Here is a 19,625-nt window from a genome sequence, read left to right on the forward strand (position 1 = left end):
AATGTCTTGCTACGTGCAGTACTCACTGGACACGCGAGCGTAAGGGCCAGAAAAATCATTCTAAGGGAGTGATTTTTCACAGCCATTTCATACCAACGTTAGTAAAGGCACAGGCTTACCGATGTGGTATCCCTGGAGCCAGTCCACGTTCATTTTTTCAAGGGTTCGTTGAATCTTTTCGTTTTCAACATATTCAGCGACTACCTGCATATTCTTCATTCTTGCCACATGGCAGAACGACTCAACGATGTAGTGGCTGAGTTCGTTTTCCGTAATTTCACGGATAAATGAACCGTCGATTTTCAAAATATCGGCGCTGACATCTCTTAAGCGGGCATGGCTTGAAAAGCCCGTTCCGAAGTCATCAATAGCAACCCGACAACCCAGGCTCTTAAGCGAACGAACCGTGTTCTCAGATTGCTCGGTATCCGACAGTGCATCAGCTTCGGTTATTTCAAAGATGATGCGATGTGGGTCCACGCCAAACTGCGTAAGCAATAACTGCACGCTATTAACGAAACTTGCACGGCACACCGTTACCGGAGCCAGATTTATCGAAAAACAGTGCTCAGGATGTAACTGCATTGTTTTTAAAGTGTTTTTAATGACCCACAAATCAATATCTGGCGCAAGGCCCGCTTCAGTTGCCACCGGTAAGAACCGATCAGGCGGAATAAAACGACCTTCTTCATCCAGCATTCGCAGCAGTATTTCGTGATACCGCTCTTCACCACGAGTACTGACGATGGGCTGCGCCATTAAGACAAATGCGTCGTTATCCAGCGTTTTCTGTAAGACTGTGCGAATGTCAGTACGGCCCACAATATGGTTTTCAATCTCGCGGCTGGACTGAGCTTCGAGGTTTTCAGGCTTGCCGCTCACAACTGATAGCCCGGAGACGATGCCCAGCTTTCCTGTCAGGCTGTAAACGTCATTGCAGAATTGTGTGGCCCGGCAATAACCAAGCCCACTGCGAAAGCCGAGTTGCTGGTTATTATGGGAATAACGAAACGTATTCGCTGACCGGTACAGAATGCTAAGTCTTCCCCAGCTCGGCTGCTCAAGTTTCAGCAACAGACCGTAGCCCGCGTGGTAGTAAACCTTTTCATCGTCATTCAGTTTTGTGCGTAACTCTTCAGCTAGTTTTTTCTGATATCTGGCACGAAAGTGCGTGCCATATCGCCGGGCAAACAGATCCACTTCAGGGACCTGTATCAGACAAACGGTAGAGTTAGGGGATGCTTTTATATCAGCCTTTAATGCCCTGAGATTAGGCATGTTGGTCATGGGGTCTGTGAACCCCATATGAAGCAACTGTTCGAAGCGTAACGTATTGAATCTGGCCAAAACGCCCATGATGACAATGGTCTGGGTAAAGATAAAAATAGCCGTTGAAACAAACACCTGATGAAGCATGAAGTCATCGTTTAGCGCGATATAATTTACGTTGTTCTTTGCCAAAACGATCATCATTACGGTCCAGACAGGCGCCGTGAAAACATAACCGATACGAACAGAGCTCCATAGCATGAGCGGGAAGATTAATATCAGGCTATAAAACGTGAATAAGATGTTGCCCTGGTAAGTAGTATTCAGGCAGTACATCAGAGCAATCAGCAGTAACGACCACGCGGCAAATTGGGGGAAACTCACGCTTGCAGAAAACTGAGCCTTCATCGTCCTTAGGCAAGTAAACCAATACCTGGGACGGCAAATAATCCTTAACACTGTATAAAACAAAGGAATACCGGTAACACACCCGTTCATCACCCCTTGTATTCTGACCAGAACTTCCGAGTTGAAAACATGGTCCAGAACCATTTTCGAATCAACATGGTTGTTCGTAAACAGGCAAATCACTTCACTCATAACTGTGTTTAGCAAAGCATTACAAATGCATAGCCAAACAATTCTTTTGGTCGTGAGCGTTATGCGACCAAAACTTGCCGCACTACGCCAACCCGTACTCTGTTTATAAAGGAAATAGCTGATCAACGCTGCGAACTGATAGCAAAACAGTTCATAGATTTCAGGTTCCGGGCGGTATATCAATGTATAAACCGCGAGCAGAGTAACTCCAGCAATGACTCTGTAGCCAAACAACACCAGCAAAGCAGACAGGGCCGCTAATCTCAGGTCATACACTACCAATACATGATTATCAAAAATCAGATGACTGCTAAGTAGTTGCGCCAGTAAGTAGAGCAGGCACGGAAGTACCAGCGGTAAAACCCACCGTTTATTGGTATACGCTGTGCTATTGCTCACTGTAGAGTCCAAGTATTTAACCCGTCTTGTATGCTTTCGTATGTGATTAATGTGATGTGGTGAGTGTATTGCTAAATGGACAAAAATCTTGCAGCAGATATAATGAATTAAAACAAATGCCGTAATTAATTAACATTCACACCATAGCAAAAAAGAACATACACACTTCCAAGCCAACAGTGATAAAAACAAATAACTAACAATTACGCTTAACTTTAATAATATTTATGATTAATGAATGTTAAAACCGCATCCATCCTCAAGTCATTTTTAATTGTATTCATTTTTCGAACAAAAAAGAACAGCTATTTATAGGTAAAAATGGACAATCATAAACAATTAAAAATATCTAATACCTAACAAAACAAGCTCTCAACACACTGAAAAACAACAAAATTAAAGAAAATATCATTAAGCACAACTAATTATATAATGTTTAATGAAGGACAATACACAATAGTGCTTAACGTGTTTATTTAATACAGACGTTAAAGAGAATCAATCAACGTGGCGGTGTATTTTAGCATGCATTTATTATGATTGACTTGACTAGCAGTGTTAACTATAGTCCCGGCGCGTCGTTTTACCTTTATTTATTATCCAATCAATAATACTACACTATAGTTCATTATTGTTGACGCAACGTCTGATGCACCCCATAAAAACTCACATAAAAGCAACAACCAGACAATATATAGTAATGAGTTAATACCAAAGTTTTAATTCATGAGTCATTCGCATTTATCAGGAAACTAACAATCTGTGGCTAAAAATTTTTTCTCGCTTAAACGCGTAAAAGGTTGGCACCATTCTATCGCAGGGAAAATAACCCAATTCTTGTTGGCTGGTATTCTTATTGCGTTTGGGGCAGGTGCATGTGCTGGTTGGGGCCTGATAGATAGCTTCTCTTACCAGCAATGGGTACACCAGGCTGAAGCGAATGCTCAAATAATGACTTACATCGTCCGTAACGTGTACACCAATGTTGCGGTAGGAACGAGCTCAACCGGGCAAATTACACGTATTGTCTCAGAACATAAACTTGGTGACCCTGACTCAGTCATCCAAACCGGTTATAACCCTGTCGATGTATTGGCACTGGCTTCAGTGCAAACCCGTAACCCGACCTGGCTTTTCCTTTATACGCCAGAAAAAGGCTTTCAGGGCATCAGCAATACTTCAGATTCACAAGAAGCAAAAATAGTCTTTAAAGGGCAAAGAGCCACAGACGTTCTGGTGAACTACTATATTGGCTTCGCTTCTATTAACGGAAAAGAGTGCTTTATTAGTGCCGTCCCAATCCTTGCGCCATCAGGTGAAATTCTTGGTAGTTTGATCAGCAGCATTGGCGATAAAAGTCAGCTATATGCAGCTTACGACGCCATGTTGAAGAAGACCCTTGTCATTCTGGCATTAGTTTTATTGGCAACACTCGCGCTGGTTACCCTCTTTATGCGCCGACTGTTCCGCCCGGTCCCTGTGCTTATTAACTCTTTGACCCGCATTGCACACGAGCAAACCGACCATATTACGCCTTTCTTAGACCAGGATGACGAAATCGGTAAGCTTGCATCGGCAATTGAAAAACTGCGTGTGGCGATGGTGGAACGAGATTACCTGCAACGCATGCAGGAGATGTCGCAAAAAATGGAATACATGGCTCACCATGATTCACTGACCGGCTTCCCGAACCGTGCTTCCTTTAGCCAGGCTCTTGATAAGTGTATCCGCGAAGTGAATCAGAACGGTCAGCTATTCAACCTTCTGCTTATTGATCTTGATAACTTTAAACCGGTAAACGATACCTTCGGCCACTCAGCCGGGGATGAAGTGCTTATCGGTGTTGCCCAACGCTTGTCACTGCTGTTAGGGCCAACAGATTTTGCTGCACGTCTGGGTGGCGATGAGTTTGCAATTCTTCAGAGCGTGAAGTCAGACAATTGCCTGGAAGCCGCCGCGTTGTCGCAAAAAATTGTCCGTGCATTAAGCATTCCGTTTACCTACGGCACAAACTCCTTCGCCATCAGTTGTAGCGTCGGGATTGTCACGGCACCTTCGCAGGGCAATAGCGCTACGACGCTGATGATCAATGCCGACCTGGCCTTGTATGCCTCAAAACACAGTGGCCGTGGCTGCTACCACTTCTTTGAAGATGGCATGATGATGAAGCACACCAACAGTGTGTTTGTGAACCAGGAAATCATTAATAGCATTGATAACAATGAGTTTGTGCTGCACTACCAGCCGATTGTCGATTTGGAAAATGAAACTGTTTGTGGTTATGAATCGCTCATTCGTTGGAACCATCCAACCAAAGGTCTGATATACCCTGATTACTTCATTAATATTGCTGAAGAATCAGGTCTGATTATCCGCCTGGGCGAGTGGATTATTCGCCAGTCCTGTATGGCAGCCGCTAAGTGGCCTGAGACAATAAAAGTTGCCGTTAACATTTCGGCCTATCAACTTCATAGCCCTGGTTTGCTTGATATTATTGTTGATGCACTGAAACAAAGTGGCCTCTCGGCAAATCGCCTTGAAATCGAAGTCACTGAATCCGAAAAACTGGATCAGTCCATCGCATTACCCGTCTTTAACAGCATTCGCGAGATGGGCATCTCAATTGCAATGGATGACCTGGGCACTGGGTATGCAGCATTGGATTACCTGCTAATTTACCCATTCACGCGCATTAAAATTGCCCGCACGCTGATTATGAAACTGGAACAAGAAAGTGCCAGTCAGTATCTGGTAGTAATGCTGATTCAATTTGCCCAGAAATATGGCATGAGTGTGACGGCTGAAGGTGTTGAAACCGAACAGCAGCGCACTATTTTACGACGCATTTCCTGCCAAAACGTACAAGGCTACTATTACAGTCGGCCGTTGCCAGAAAAAGATCTAGAGCCAACCTTTGGCAATAAAGTCATCGATGGTGAGGTTTGCAATGCTGAATAAGCCATTGTTTTGTAGAACCTCGTATCTGACCATTGCACTATTGCTTTTGATAAGCCCGCTGTGCCGGGCGCATAACATTCATAGTAAGCCAACCCTGGACAGGATAGCCGAGACAAAGACCATCACACTCGGTTATCAGGATGATGCATTCCCATTTTCGTATGTCGAGTCTCAGAATCCGGCAGGCTATACCATAGATATTTGTAATAAAATCGTTGATGCACTCAAAGTTAAGTTGAAAATAAAAGATCTCAAAGTGCGCTGGATAAAAAGCAGCACCGCCTCGCAGTTTGTTTTAATCAAAAACCACGCGACGGACATGATGTGCATTCCGGCATTTTATTCAGAAGCACGCCACCAACAAGCAGAATTCACCCTCCCCTTTTTCTTTTCCAGCACGCGATTTATCACACGAAAAAATAATGACACAGACACAATCGAAGATTTAGCCGGCCACAGTGTGCTAGTAAAAAGTGGCACAATCTATGTTGAGCAACTGCATCAGCTTAATAAGGTGAACGATCTTAACCTTAATATAGAGCTAGAAAATAATAATAATGCAGCATTTCAGAGTGTTGAATCAGGGGAATTGCCGGCATTAATTTCAAGCTACGTATTGCTTAAAGGTATGATGAGCCTCTCCCCTGATCCTGAGCAGTTCGAAATATCGGATGAAGTGTTTAGCCAGCCAATACCTGCAGGGTTACTCCTGCCATTAAATGATAATGAATTTAAAAATTTCATTGATGACACAATGAAATCAATCCTCGTCAGTAAGGACTTTAATAATTTATATCAACACTGGTTTATGTCACCCATTCCGCCGAAAGCGATAAATCTCAACATACCTATGTCGACTGCACTAAAGGCACTAATTGCATCAACGTCAAGCAATGCGAACTAAAATGAAAAATTTATTTAGTCTCAAGCTAAAGCATTTACTCAATGCATTGATGTTTATACCATTAAGCATGGCATCGCAGCCGTTGTCCGCGGAGCCAACCTCTGTGACTCTTGAGCATATCAAATCAAGTAACACATTAAATATCGGCTATCGCCAGCTTGAGCCGTTTTCATTCCGTGATAGCGACGGAAAAGTCACGGGCTACACCATTGCACTGTGTAATATGATTGCTGATGAATTACGAGTAAGTCTGGGTATCAAAAAACTCGCTGTTCATTATATCCCTATTTTATTTACCGAGCGTGTTTCTGCACTCAATTCCAGCAAGATTGATTTAGATTGCAGCGTTAACACTGTTGCACCTGAGCGCCAAAACAGCGTCTCTTTTTCTATTGATTACTTTGTTGCAAACATGCGCATTGTGTCCTTTCGCAATAATAATATTAAAACCCTTAATGATTTAAAAGGCAGAGCCATTGCTGTACCGCGTGGTTCTAAAGACCTGTTAGAACTGAACAGGATTAATCGCGAAAAAAACCTTAGCCTTTCGATTGTTACTTCGGATACTGTGCAAGACGCTTTCGATATGATGACGCAAAAGCGTACAGCCGCATTAATATTGGATGATATTCTGGCTTACCCGTATATCAACCAAAGCGAACACCCTGAAGACTTCGTTGTTTCGCATGAGGTTGTTGGTGATAAAATGAAATATGCCCTCATGATGAGAAAGAAAGACCCAATGTTTGTCGCTTTTGTCGACAAAACTCTGGGGGAAATATTCGAATCACCACTTAATGCTCAGTTGGTCAACAAGTGGCTGACGCAGAAAGTGGTCGTAAAAAACGCACAGAAAACCCAATATTAAGCGCCTCTATGTGGACGTGTAATTGAACTCAGTCAGGAAATTTTTGCATACCAGACTACCTGCGCATTTCATATTTTCTGGCATGCTGTTGTTGTTATTGGCGGGGAGCTCGTTACGTGCTGCCTGGGATTTCACCACCATTCAACAACGCACCGACAAGCTTTATGGCCCTGCATCTTTTGATGCCGGGCAGCGAATTGATGACTGGCAGCAGTTACTGCTTGAGCAGCGAAACAAAAGTGAGTCTGAACAATTAAGTGCAGTGAATCACTTTTTTAACCAGAAGCTGCACTATCGTGAAGATATTGATATCTGGCACGTAATCGACTACTGGGCCACACCGATAGAATCCCTACGAAAAGGGGAAGCAGATTGCGAAGACTACGCCATCGCTAAATATTTCACATTACGTCAGTTAGGTGTTTCGGGAGAAAAGCTGCGTATTACCTACGTTAAAGCCTTGCGTCTTGATAGAGCACACATGGTATTAACCTGGTATGAAACACCCGATGCAATACCGATAGTGCTTGATAGTTTGACGGATAATATTTTGCCTGCAACAAAGCGTACGGATTTATTACCTGTGTATTCCTTTAATGATAACGGTCTGTGGTTACCAGGAAGTCAGAATAATAAACGTGTCGGGGATAGTAAGCGCCTTTCTCGCTGGCAGGATGTGTTGAAAAAAATGCGGGACGAAGGTTTCCCGGTTGATGAATAGGATAAGCCTGTGTCTCTTTTCAAACAGCTTCTTATAGCTATCTTTCTTTTTATGCTGATTATTTTCAGCGGCAGTTTTATTGTTAATCTCGAAAGTTCTCGAGAGCAGTACAATAATCAGCTGCTGTCTCATGCGCAGGATGCTGCAACGGCGCTGGGCTTATCACTAACTCCGCACGTTGACGATCCGGCAATGATCGAGCTTATGGTTAGCTCGATTTTTGATAGTGGGTACTACGATGCTATTCGCGTTATCGATCAGAGTAGCGGGAAAATCATCCTTGAGCGCACCGCCTCTTTGTCTATTCCTGAGGTTCCACACTGGTTCGTTGCGCTGGTTAATGTCTCTCCGCAAGCCGCTGAAGCCACCATTATGCGCGGTTGGCAGCAGGCTGCACGCGTCGAAGTAGTGAGTAACCCAGTCTTTGCCATTAAGCGTTTGTGGGAAAGTACGTTGGCAAACCTGTTGTGGATGCTGGCCTGTAGCGTCGTATGTATTCTGGCGGGTGCCGCACTATTACGCCGCCAATTGCGCCCCCTCAACTACATGGTCAAACAATCACAAGCCATTACTCGCCGTGAATACCTGACTCAGATCGACTTACCGAAAACCCCAGAGCTGCGCCGTGTGGTTGAAGCCATGAACCTGATGGTCACCAAACTTAAATCATTGTTTGAAGACCAGGCTGAACACAGTGAACGCCTGCACAATGAAGCCTATATCGACAGCCAGACAGGTATTGCTAACCGCCGTGCTTTCGATATGCAGATGCAAACACGTTTAAGCGACGAAGAAACCGCACCAGGATATTTACTGTTACTGCGTATTCAGGATTTGGGCGGCTTGAACCAACGTTTTGGCGGCCCGCATACTGACAACCTGCTCAAACATGTTGCCGATATGATGAATGTGGTGAGAAACCAATACGCCGGCTCAGACAGTATTCTTGCGCGTATCCGTGGTGGTGAATTCGCCCTGCTCTGCCCGGGTGTCACACACAATGAAATGCTGAATTTGCAAAACTCGCTCAATCAGCAGCTTGCCGCATTCTATGCCACCGGTATGTCTGACATGAACCCTGTCGGACATACCGGAATGGTGCCGTTTAGCTACGGCGATTCAGCGCAGTCGCTGATTGTTCAGGCTGACCGCGCGCTGACGGAATCAGAAACGCATACCACGCATCAGACTAATTTCCTGCCTGTAGTACAAACTGATGCCGCCCTGGAAGACCAACATCTGTGGTTTACTCGCCTTGAGAACGCGTTGAGTAAAGAACAATTCCAGTTATTCTTCCAGCCGGTTGTCAATTGTAAAAACACACAGAAAGTTATTCATTACAAAGTGTTGTCGCGCATCGTGGATGAAAACGGCAACAGCATTACCGCTGGCCGCTTCCTGCCATGGATTCACCGCTTTGGATGGAGCCAACGTCTTGACCAGGTGATGTTAAGCCTGACGCTGAAGCAGTTGAAAAGCTTCCCAGGCTATCTGGCGCTCAGCTTGTCCGGAAATTCACTGGCCAATGAGGCGAGCATCAAACAACTTCTCAGCCCACTGAAGCAAAGCCCACAGCTTGCCAACCGTTTAATTCTGGAGCTGGATGAAAACCAGTTGCCAGAACCTGAGCAGATGGAAGTGTTTATCAAGTCGTTGAACCAGTATGGCTGTGGCCTGGGTCTGCAACACTTCGGTAGTCGCTTCGATATGATTGGCCACCTGTCACAATGGGGCCTGGCTTATCTGAAAATCGACTCCAGCTATATCCGCCATATTGATATTGAAAATGATAAGCGCTTGTTTATTGACGTGTTACACGGTGCGACCAACAACATTGATCTGCCATTGATTGCCGAGCGAGTAGAAACCGAAGGTGAACTGCGAGTGCTGCAAGAGGTTGGGATTTATGGTGCGATGGGGCAGTTGTTGGGCGAACCAGCACCATTCTGATGCAGAAAAAAGGGTGGATGGCGCTTAGCGCTTATCCACCCTAATGAACCATAAAACACAACATCATCAATGTAATAGCGTAAATAGTTCGCGTTGCGTCAAGGCGACAAGAGAGCAACAAATTTGTCTGAAACAAATTTGAACGCTGCTTGCAGCGTCCCCAAAGGGGTAAGGCCCATGAATGGGCCGCATAATCCCCAGGAGCTTACAAAAGTAAGTGACTGGGGTTTGTGAACGCAGTCAACGCAGAAGCAGCTCGAAATATGACGGCTATTTAGAAGATGCCCTGGTCGTCAGAGTTCAATAAATCCTCTAACCCACCCAATCCCTGGCGCGCCTGCGCACGATTCATCAGCTTAACCTGCGCCATTGGCGGCAAGTCAGTAATCGTTATCACGCCTTTTTGAATCAGCAAGAAAATCAGGTCATCCAGAACACGGACCATTTCCAGGTCGCTTCGCTGAAGCAACTCACGATGCTGCAAAGTCCCATCAACCACATCGCGGGCATTGTTCCACGCCGCAATCTCCGGAGTCTGTGAGAAAATCTCACCCGTCATGCCGACAAACGGCTCGTTCTCAACTCGCGTCAGTTGGCCTTCTTCATTACGTTGAACGTAATACATTTTCGATACCTTTATATGCGTAGGAATCACCGCCCGGTTAAGGGCGGTGAGGCTCAATTATGAATGGTAATGCTCAGGCTTTGGGATTAGGTGGTCCAGCGAATGGGTCGCCGCCCCCGCTGAGTCAAAGCTTGCATGGTGTGCATCACCACCGTGTGCCGGGGTAACAGAAGGTGCATCAGCAGCGCTTGCACCTCCCTTGCCGTGGTGTGCATCCCCGCCCTTAATCATCTGCGTAATATCTGTACCTTCGTGCAGTTCGTGCGCCAGATCGCTCAGATCAACTTTCTCGTTTCCGTGATTTTCTTTACCGGTAAAAATCTTCAGGCTTTCATCACCGTGATGACCTTTAGAATCATGGGCAAGATTAAAGGAGAAAGTATCGTGACTGTCATCAAACAGGTTACTTAATCCATTATCGTGAGAATGTGCATTAGCAGCATGATGTGATTTGTCACTACCATCTACGTCATGCTTTCCACGATGGGATGGATCATCCATCGTAAAATCAGCGTTTTGATGGATAACGTTGGTGTTGCCATGATCGTCGTTAGCGATAACTGAAACACCCACGCTATTTTTACCAATATGGAGCTCATTGGTATTAACCGGAACGTCATAGGTCAGATGGCCATTATCTTCGTGCAGTATCACGTCATAATGTTTGTCATTGATGGTGACATTGATATGTTCGTTGTTATGCACATCTGCGCTGTCGATCTGGCCGGTAATATGAGTCACATGATGACGCGCTTCTTGCGAATCTATGTGGTCATCACCTGTCACTTTATCGATAGTGATCTTAGCGTCTGCGTGGGTGTCTACCAGCACATCGTGTGAGTCATGAACGGTGATTGCGTTACCTGCTTTATCCGTCGCATTAATACTCACATCAAAGGTGTTTTTCCCGTCTTGCAGGTATCCTTTATCAACAGGAATGTCGTAACCCAGGTGGCCGTTAATAACACTAACCACACCTGTAAACGACTGGTGGTTAATCGTCACCGTTACATGATCGCCCAGCTGTGCATCGGTATCCCTGTCAATTGTGCCGGTGACAGAAACATGGTCAACTTCTTTGGCATTGATAACATTGTTACCCGCCACGTTGTCGAGATGGATGGCGGCGTTGAGATGAGTATCCATCAGCACTTCATGTCCGGCATGAACGGTAATTTCGTTACCGGCACCGTCCGTCGCTTTGATACTCACATCAAAGGTGTTGCTCCCTTCATGCAGATATCCTTTATCCACCGGAATGTTGTAACCCAGATGGCCATTAATATCCTGAACCACACCGGTGAATGACTTGCCGTTCACCGTCACCGTGACTTCATGACCTAGTTTTGCATCTGAATCCGTACCCACCGTGCCGGTCACCGAAACATGGTCAGCGGCGGCGGCGTTGATAACATCGTTCGCCGCAACCGGCTCGAGCGTGATAGTGGCATCAAGCTGCGTATCCACCTGCACATCGTGCCCGGCATGAACGGTGATTTCGTTTCCGGCACCGTCTGTCGCTTTGATACTCACATCAAAGGTATTTGTCCCTTCATGCAGGTACCCTTTATCTACATGAATGTCGTAACCTGGGTGACCATTAATCTCTTTAACCTCACCCGTGAACGACTTGCCGTTCACCGTCACCGTGACTTCATCACCCAGTTTTGCATCTGAATCCGTACTAACCGTACCGGTCACCGAAACATGGTCAGCAGCGGCGGCGTTGATAACATCGTTCGCCGCAACAGGCTCGAGTGTGATGGTGGCACCAAGTTGCGTATCCACATGCACATCGTGTGAGTCATGTACGGTGATTGCGTTACCGGCAGCATCTGTCGCAGAGACGCTCACATCAAAGGTGTTTGTCCCTTCGTGCAGGTACCCTTTGTCTACATGAATGTCGTAACCCAGATGGCCATTAATAACTTTAACCTCTCCTGGGAACGACTTGCCGTTCACCGTCACCGTCACATGATCGCCCAGTTGTGCATCTGTATCCCTGTCAATGGTGCCGGTGACAGAAACATGGTCAACTTCTTTGGCATTGATAACATTGTTACCAGCCACATTGTCGAGATGGATGGCGGCATTGAGATGGGTATCCATCAGCACATCATGTTCTGTATGTGCCGTAAACGTATTGCCGGCATCGTCCTTCACGGCAACATCAACAACAATCCTGTTGCCGCCTTCTTGCAAGTCCCCTCTAAGCACTGGAATACTGAAGTGTTTATTGGCATCCAGCAGGCCTGTATACGGGTGTCCATTGACGGTCATATTCACCGGGTCGCCCGGCTGTGCATCTCCATCAACCGTACCTTGAATAGACACATTGTCAGCCTCTTTGGCATTGATGACATCGTCGTTCTGTGTTGCCTGTTCAAGGGTGATATGTGCGCCAATAGTAGTATCGAGCGTAATCGTATGAGTATCAGTCGAATGTGCAGGGTTGCCCGCTTCGTCAAACCCATTAACGGTTACTTCAACTTTATTCGTCCCTTCTACAAGTAAGTCGGTTGGAACCGGGACCGAGAAGGTCTTCTGCGTACCATCATCAACAATCACAGCGTCTTTAGCGTCAATCGTGATCACTTTATCGTTCACTGTAATGGTGACCGTACCGTTGAATGCATCACCCGTCACAACGCCATGTACCATGGTGGTAGGGTTATGAGACTCATTAACATTGACTTTATCGTCACCCGCGACGATATCAATTTTTATGCTGTTGTCCGCCACCTGATCGACTTTAAGATCAACAACTTCAGTGTGCTCAACGGTGTTACCGACACCGTCTACACCCATCACTTTATAGGTGATGTGCTGGTCTTGCAGAAGATCAGAGGTTGGGACATCCAGCTTAAAGGTCAACCCACCATTACCGTCACTTTTTAGCACTGCTGGCAGCTCGTGGCCGTTGACGGTGACAATCACATTGTCGCCCGCCTTAACATCGCCTGTAACCTTGCCACTGATTTCCGTGGTGGATTTCTGGCTTTCAACTGCATTAAGCGTGTTATCGACTGCCACTGGGTTTACCGTCAAGACCACATCAGCATGATCGTCAATAGTCATGCTTCTGGTGACGCTCTCGCTAAACGAGTTACCCGGACCATCTGTCCCGGTCACTGTCACGGTAATCTCTGGGTCAACGCCAGGTTTAGCCGCGGCTTCGGCTCTTAGCTCCGCTTCTAAATCAGAGGTAGTTACCTTCAGTGTGTAACCCAACTCCCCGGTGATGCTATCCCGTGCCACATAAGCGGTCGACGTCTTACCATTTAGTATAACTGTGACCGCATCACCGATATCGGCATCGCCACTCACTGTGCCGCTGATCTCGGTTTGCGTTGCCCCAAGATCTTTTTTACTGAGGATGTCGTCACCAGACACCACGTAGGTCGTGATGGTTGCTGCCGTAGAAGTATCAATGGAATAGTAATGGTCTGCGTGCACAGGGAGTGTATTACCCGAATCATCATGCCCGGTCACATCAGCGGTAATGACTGCCTTGCCACCATCAGCGACACCTTTAGTCAATTCGGTGGTGTCGACTTCAAGTGAGTACGATTTGTCAGGAGCAATCTTGACGTTTGTATGTTCGACGCCATTAATATGCAGCGTAATGGTGTCGGTATTAGGATCAATATCGCCGGTAACCGTACCGCTAATGGTCGTCTTCGCTTGATGAGTTTCATTTGTATTGAGAATGTCGTCACTAGTCACACTATTAATACTGACTGTGGCTTCAATTTTCGTATCAACGGTTACGGTTGCATTGTCTGCTTTAGTGGTGACGTTCCCATGATCATCATATCCGGTAACACTGGCTGTAACGTGAGGATCCAGGCGCAACTCGTCAATGCTGACCTCTTTGCTAAAGCTAAACGTGTTGTGGGTTTTATCCTCAACCACCTGCACCGTCATATCATGGCCGTTGACGGTGATCGTAACGTTACTGCCGTCATGAATACCGTCACCCTTCACTGTTCCGCTGATGATCGTTTTACCGCTTGCCGCTTCCGCAATATTAATAACGTTATCGCCAGCAATCGGAGCCAAATGAATTTCGACATCGGCGTCTTTGTCGACGCCGACAGGTTTCTGTACCCCAAACACGAGATTATTGTCAGTGTGAGAATTTACACTCGCACTAACATACGGATTATCAACCAGGTATTTCGTATCCACTTCGATTTCATAGCCCAGTTCACCCGGCAGATTCGGGCGTTCGGTAACCACAACCGGAATATCTTGTGTGCCGATGTGCACAGTGACGATATCACCCGGCTGAACATCACCTGAAACCGTACCGCGAATCACGGTCTTGCCCGCCGCTAATTCGTCTTTATTGATCACATTATCACCCGCAATTGGGCTGATAGTAATGTGAACATCCGTGCTGTGAGGATGGGATGGATCTACATATGGTGGGAGCACCGAGTGATCGTTTGAGCCTTGTGCAAATGCAACTCCCGTTACCGTCTTGTTATTATCGTAGGGGTCATGACCCGTGATTTGAGCAGTAATATATTCGTTATTTGCATGACGAGGGATTAGTACATGGTCCCCATTAGTGTCTTTTACAGAATTCTCATCAGCTCGATAGGCCAGATAAGGAGGACCATTATGTGTTTCGGTATAAACAGTAGTTGTGTAGGTATGACCACCCACAGTGAGCGTAACCGTATCCCCTGCTTTCACATCCCCGCCAACTCTCCCTGTAACAACCCAGAAATCAACACCGTTAGCTTTTGAGTTATCCAGATTAATGGTGATATCCGCATCAGCCCACGTATCTACACCAACAGCCTGATCAGCCTGAGCCAACACAGTATTACCCACCGCGTCATAACCCGTCACAGAGGCATGAAGTTGCGGGATTTTTTTTGAAATCAAATCATCCGTGCTGACATCAATGCTATAGCCTAAGCCTTTTCCTGAACCCAAATCGATGACATTGCCGTAGTAATGCGCACCGTTCACATCCAGCGAAACCCTGTCATTAAGATGAACATCACCCGTAACAACACCGGTAATGGTGGTGGTCGGCAGGTGTGCTTCCGCATTGTTAATCACGCCGTCCGCAGTCACCGGATCAATGGAGATGGTGGCGGACACACTGTCATCAGTAAAGACGGTATGGGTTGCAGTCGCTGATGCATGGTTATGAGCAACGTCCTCGGTCTCAACATGGGCCTTGATGCGTGAGTCAGCCGCCAGATCTGCTGTTTTAACCTTTAACGAATAACCCAAATCTCCGTTGAGTTCGGCCTGTGACCCGACAACGGCTTTGTATTCATGACCATTGACGTGAACATACACAATGTCGCCGTTGTGAACATCTCCGAAGACTCGCCCATTAACCGTCGTTTCATCTGCTATCAGATCATGCTTGTTAAGCACATCATCGCCAGAAACTACGTTGATGGTCAGCGATGCGTCAGCGTGATCTTTAAGATCAACGTGATGATCGTTTGTTGCGATTCTTTCGTTGCCCGCTTTATCCGTTACATCAATACTGGCGTGAATATTTGGACTGGCCTGAAGATCGGCGGTATCAACCCAAACACGGTAACCCATCAGTTGATTACCCTGCGCATCTTTACCTAAATCAACGACTACACCTGGGTAATCATGATTATTTATCTTCAGGTTCAATGGATCACCCGGTTTCATTTCACCCGTTACGGTGCCCGTCACCAGGGTGTGAACATGCTCGAGTTCTTCACCATTGAGGATGTTATCCCGCGTGACATTATCGACAGTGATAACAGCCTCAACGTTGAGATCAACAATAACGTGCTGATTATCCTGAGCTGACGCCGTGTTATTCGCGACATCCGTGACAGTTACCGATGCAGTTAAGTCCGGATGGGTCATCAGGTCATGGGTACCAACCTTGATGTTGTATTTATAGCTGTTTGTCGCAGAATCAAAATGTACCGTCCCCGTTAAATTAAGGTCCGTGACACCAGGGCCCTTCAATCCAAGATGAACAATGTCACCTTCTTTCACATCTGGCCCACCAACAACTCCGGTAACATAGGTAAACGGAGCCTTCGCTTCTGCAGCATTGATCATACTGTCGCCAGTCACCGGGTCGATGGTAATGGTCGCTTCCGCTTGCAGGTCAATATCGATATGGTTGGTGATGTCGATAAGATGTTCGTTGCCAACATGATCGTGTGCCACAACATGAGCGGTTGGATCCTGATCGGCCATCAGATCTTTAGTCGACACATCTACGCTGTAGCCCAAAGCACCATGTTGATTCGGCAGCTTAACCACGGTGGTTTCATAGGAATGGTCATTCACGGTGACGATAACTTTATCGCCTTCCTGAACTTCGCCGCTCACCGTACCGCTGACTTTGGTAGTGTGCTCTCTAGATTCGTGGTGGTTAATGATGTTATCGCCGGTCACCGAACCCATCGTGATGTTGCCATCCGCGTGGTTATCAATATGCGCAGTGTGTTCGGTGGTCGCCGTGATTTTGTTGTGCAGTTCATCGAACGATGTCACAGAGGCTTTGAATGTCACATTGGTGTCAATGTTGCCTTGATTGTCGCTGATAGCGTAATTATCGACTGGAATGCGGAAACCTAAATGACCGTTACCCAAGTCAACCACCTGGCCTGAATACTTATAGGTATTCACTTCTATAACAACGTCATCGCCCACTTTGGCATCACCATCCACCACGCCGGTAATCATCACTTTAGGCTGTGCTAACTCATCGTGATTGAGCACGTCGTCAGCAGTGACATTATCAATGTGAATAGTGGCATCCGCATGGGTATCGACCGCAATGTCATGCGTGTGCGTAGTGGTGATGCTATTCCCGTGCAAGTCCTGGCTGGTGACCTGGACTGTAACGGTGTCCAGACCTTCATACAGCCCGCCCGGTGGCACCGGCACTGAGTAAAACAGGTTGCCGTTTGAATCAACGTGCACCGTGCCTGAATAATCATGGTGATCGGGTTTGCCGTTAGCATCAACACCCGACACGGTGACTTTTACAATATCGCCAGGTTTCGCATCATCCCCCGTGACGGCACCACGGATCATAGTGTTACTACGGGATTCAATTTTACTCACCCAGTCATCGCCCGCCACTGTTTCGATGGTGAAATCGTTGACGGCAAAGTTATCAAGATGAACCGTGTGCTCGGCAGTGACGATAACTTCGTTGCCCGCTGCATCATGAGAGGTGATCTTCGCCGTGAACTTGAGATCCCCATCGACATGATTTTTGTTGTCGTTGAACTGCGAAGACGGAACGGGAATGTGGTAGCTCATATCTTTACCGACGGTTCCGGGGTAACCGATTCCGTTAACGGTTATAACCACATGGTCACCCGGCTTAGCATCGCCTCCCGCAACACCACTGATAACTTGATGATCCTGAGTTAACTCAGTGTTGTTAAGCAGATTATCATCAGTAACTTTTTCAATAGTAAGCGTCGCGTTGGCATGGTTATCAATAGTCACCTTGTGCTCGCTGGTCGCAGTCACAAAGTTACCATGATCATCATGTGACTCCACCTTGACGGTGACTTTCACATACTTATCCACTTCGCCTTGGTTATCGCTGAAATCAGATGATTTCACATCAATGTGGTAACCCAGATGTCCTGGACTTATTTCTGTCACTCTGCCGAAGTATGGTTTGCCATTTACCTCGAGCGTGACCTTATCCCCTTCCCTGGCATCGCCGTGAACTTCCCCAGTGATAGTCTGAACTGAATGGTTCAGTTCGCTGTGATTCAGGAAGTTGTCATCAGCGACAACTTTAATATCGATGGTCGCGTTAGCATGATTATCGATATCAACAGTATGTTCTTCTGTTTTGGTAAAGACGTTCCCGGCTTTGTCATGAGAAGTCACACTGACATGGAAGGTAACACTGGTATCCTGTTCGCCCTTGTTATCACTGAATAACGATGGATCCACCGGAATACGGTAGCCGAGTGAGTTATCTGCAAAAGTCTCAACTACACCGTAGACATGCTGAGTACCAATCTGGATATCAATCACGTCGCCAAGGCGTGCATCAAGGCCGACTTTGCCGTGGATCCACTGTTGGTTATCGTTTAATTCACTGTGGTTCAGGACGTCATCTTTGGTGATATTTTCAATGGTAATACTGGCGTGGGCGGCGGTATCCACCTCAACGTTTTGGTGTTCAATGGCTAACGCTTCGTTACCCGCTTTATCGTAGCTGGAAACCTTCACCTGAACGTCGTTCTTGCCTTCCTGAAGCATGTCACGCGGGACTGGAACGTTGTATAACAGGCGGCCACCGGCCCCCTCGAACACGGTACCGAAGTAGCTATTGCCATGTACGGTCACTTCAACTACATCACCAATTTTCGCATCTTTGCCGCTCACATGGCCGGTAATGTCGGTATCGTGCTGGTGTTCAGCGTGGTTAACCACGTTATCGCCAGCCACGGTTTTGATAATCACACTATTATCAGCATGGTTATCAAGATGGAAGCGGTGCTCGGTGGTTACGACAACTTCATTATTCGCTTTGTCATGAGAGGTAACCTGAACAGTAAAAGGTTTATCAGCATTCACTTCACTCTGATTATTACCAAATTCAGAAGTCGGAACATCCACGCTGTAAACAAAATGACCATCCGGGGTTTCAACCACAACCCCTTTGTGTTGATTACCATTAATGGTGAGGATGACCTCGTCATTAGGTTTAGCATCGCCGCCCACAGTGCCTGTAATGGTCTGCGTTTGATGTTCAAGCTCAGTGTGATTGAGGGTGTTATCGTCGGTCACACTGTCAACAGTGATCGTCGCGTTGGCGTGGTTGTCGATAGCAACCGTGTGATCTTGCGTCACGATAACTTCGTTACCCGCCTTATCGTGTGAGGTCACAGTGACATGCACATTTGCGCTGCCGTCCACTTCACCTTTGTTATTACTGAACACACGTGGATCGACGGCAATCTTATAGCCGAGTTGATTGCCGCCCAGATCAATCACTTCACCTTTGAAATGATTGCCATTAATTTCGACATCAATGCGATCGTGGACTTTAGCGTCGCCGTCCACCACGCCGTTGATCCATTGCGTTTTAGCAGCGAGTTCGTCGTGGTTGAGGACATTATCCTGGGTGACATCATCAATGATGATAGTGGTATTGGCGTGGTTATCAATTGTCACCAGGTTATCCTGGGTCGCGATCACTTCGTTGCCCGCATCATCATGAGAGGTAATAGTGGCGTGCACATTGACCGTGCCGTCTACTTCACCTTTGTTGTTGCTGAATACACGCGGATCGACCGGGATGTTATAGCCCAGCTGGTTA

8 protein-coding genes are annotated in these 19,625 nt (G+C 46.6%); 5 read left to right on the forward strand and 3 right to left on the reverse strand.

Annotated features, from left to right (window positions below; genetic code table 11):
- Nucleotides 1-87: 87 nt before the first annotated feature.
- Nucleotides 88-2,268: an EAL domain-containing protein gene (locus EDF88_RS10255; RefSeq protein ID WP_243839607.1), complete on the reverse strand. Its 2,181-nt coding sequence runs from the start codon at nt 2,266-2,268 to the stop codon at nt 88-90.
- Nucleotides 2,269-3,030: 762 nt separating this feature from the next.
- Here EDF88_RS10255 and EDF88_RS10260 point away from each other — a divergent pair.
- The 5 genes from EDF88_RS10260 to lapD all read left to right on the forward strand — a co-directional run bounded on the left by EDF88_RS10260 (nt 3,031) and on the right by lapD (nt 9,669).
- The gene (locus EDF88_RS10260) at nt 3,031-5,226 is read left to right on the forward strand and encodes an EAL domain-containing protein (protein ID WP_064513519.1); all 2,196 of its coding nucleotides are present in this window, start codon (nt 3,031-3,033) and stop codon (nt 5,224-5,226) included.
- Entirely contained in the window at nt 5,216-6,130 is a 915-nt protein-coding gene (locus tag EDF88_RS10265) for an amino acid ABC transporter substrate-binding protein (protein ID WP_064513521.1), read from the forward strand. Before EDF88_RS10260 ends, EDF88_RS10265 begins: the two co-directional genes overlap by 11 nt.
- 1 nt (nt 6,131) lies before the next feature.
- Nucleotides 6,132-6,998: an amino acid ABC transporter substrate-binding protein gene (locus EDF88_RS10270; protein ID WP_134184532.1), complete on the forward strand. Its 867-nt coding sequence runs from the start codon at nt 6,132-6,134 to the stop codon at nt 6,996-6,998.
- A gap of 82 nt (nt 6,999-7,080) precedes the next feature.
- Nucleotides 7,081-7,719 carry a cysteine protease LapG gene (lapG, locus tag EDF88_RS10275; RefSeq protein WP_064513550.1) on the forward strand — a complete coding sequence of 213 codons (639 nt, stop codon included), beginning with the start codon at nt 7,081-7,083 and terminating at the stop codon, nt 7,717-7,719.
- Nucleotides 7,720-7,728: 9 nt separating this feature from the next.
- Nucleotides 7,729-9,669 carry a cyclic di-GMP receptor LapD gene (gene lapD / locus EDF88_RS10280; RefSeq protein ID WP_134184534.1) on the forward strand — a complete coding sequence of 647 codons (1,941 nt, stop codon included), beginning with the start codon at nt 7,729-7,731 and terminating at the stop codon, nt 9,667-9,669.
- A gap of 274 nt (nt 9,670-9,943) precedes the next feature.
- On the opposite strand, the gene EDF88_RS10285 is transcribed toward lapD, so the two are convergent.
- Together EDF88_RS10285 and EDF88_RS10290 are read right to left on the reverse strand one after the other, a co-directional pair.
- A complete protein-coding gene (locus EDF88_RS10285) occupies nt 9,944-10,294 on the reverse strand; it encodes a tryptophan synthase subunit beta (RefSeq protein WP_134184536.1) in 351 nt (116 codons plus the stop codon).
- Between the two features lie 57 nt (nt 10,295-10,351).
- The gene (locus EDF88_RS10290) at nt 10,352-19,546 is read right to left on the reverse strand and encodes an Ig-like domain-containing protein (protein ID WP_279586337.1); all 9,195 of its coding nucleotides are present in this window, start codon (nt 19,544-19,546) and stop codon (nt 10,352-10,354) included.
- Nucleotides 19,547-19,625 lie beyond the last annotated feature (79 nt).

This window comes from Buttiauxella sp. BIGb0552, from assembly GCF_004366275.1.
GTDB lineage: Bacteria > Pseudomonadota > Gammaproteobacteria > Enterobacterales > Enterobacteriaceae > Buttiauxella > Buttiauxella gaviniae.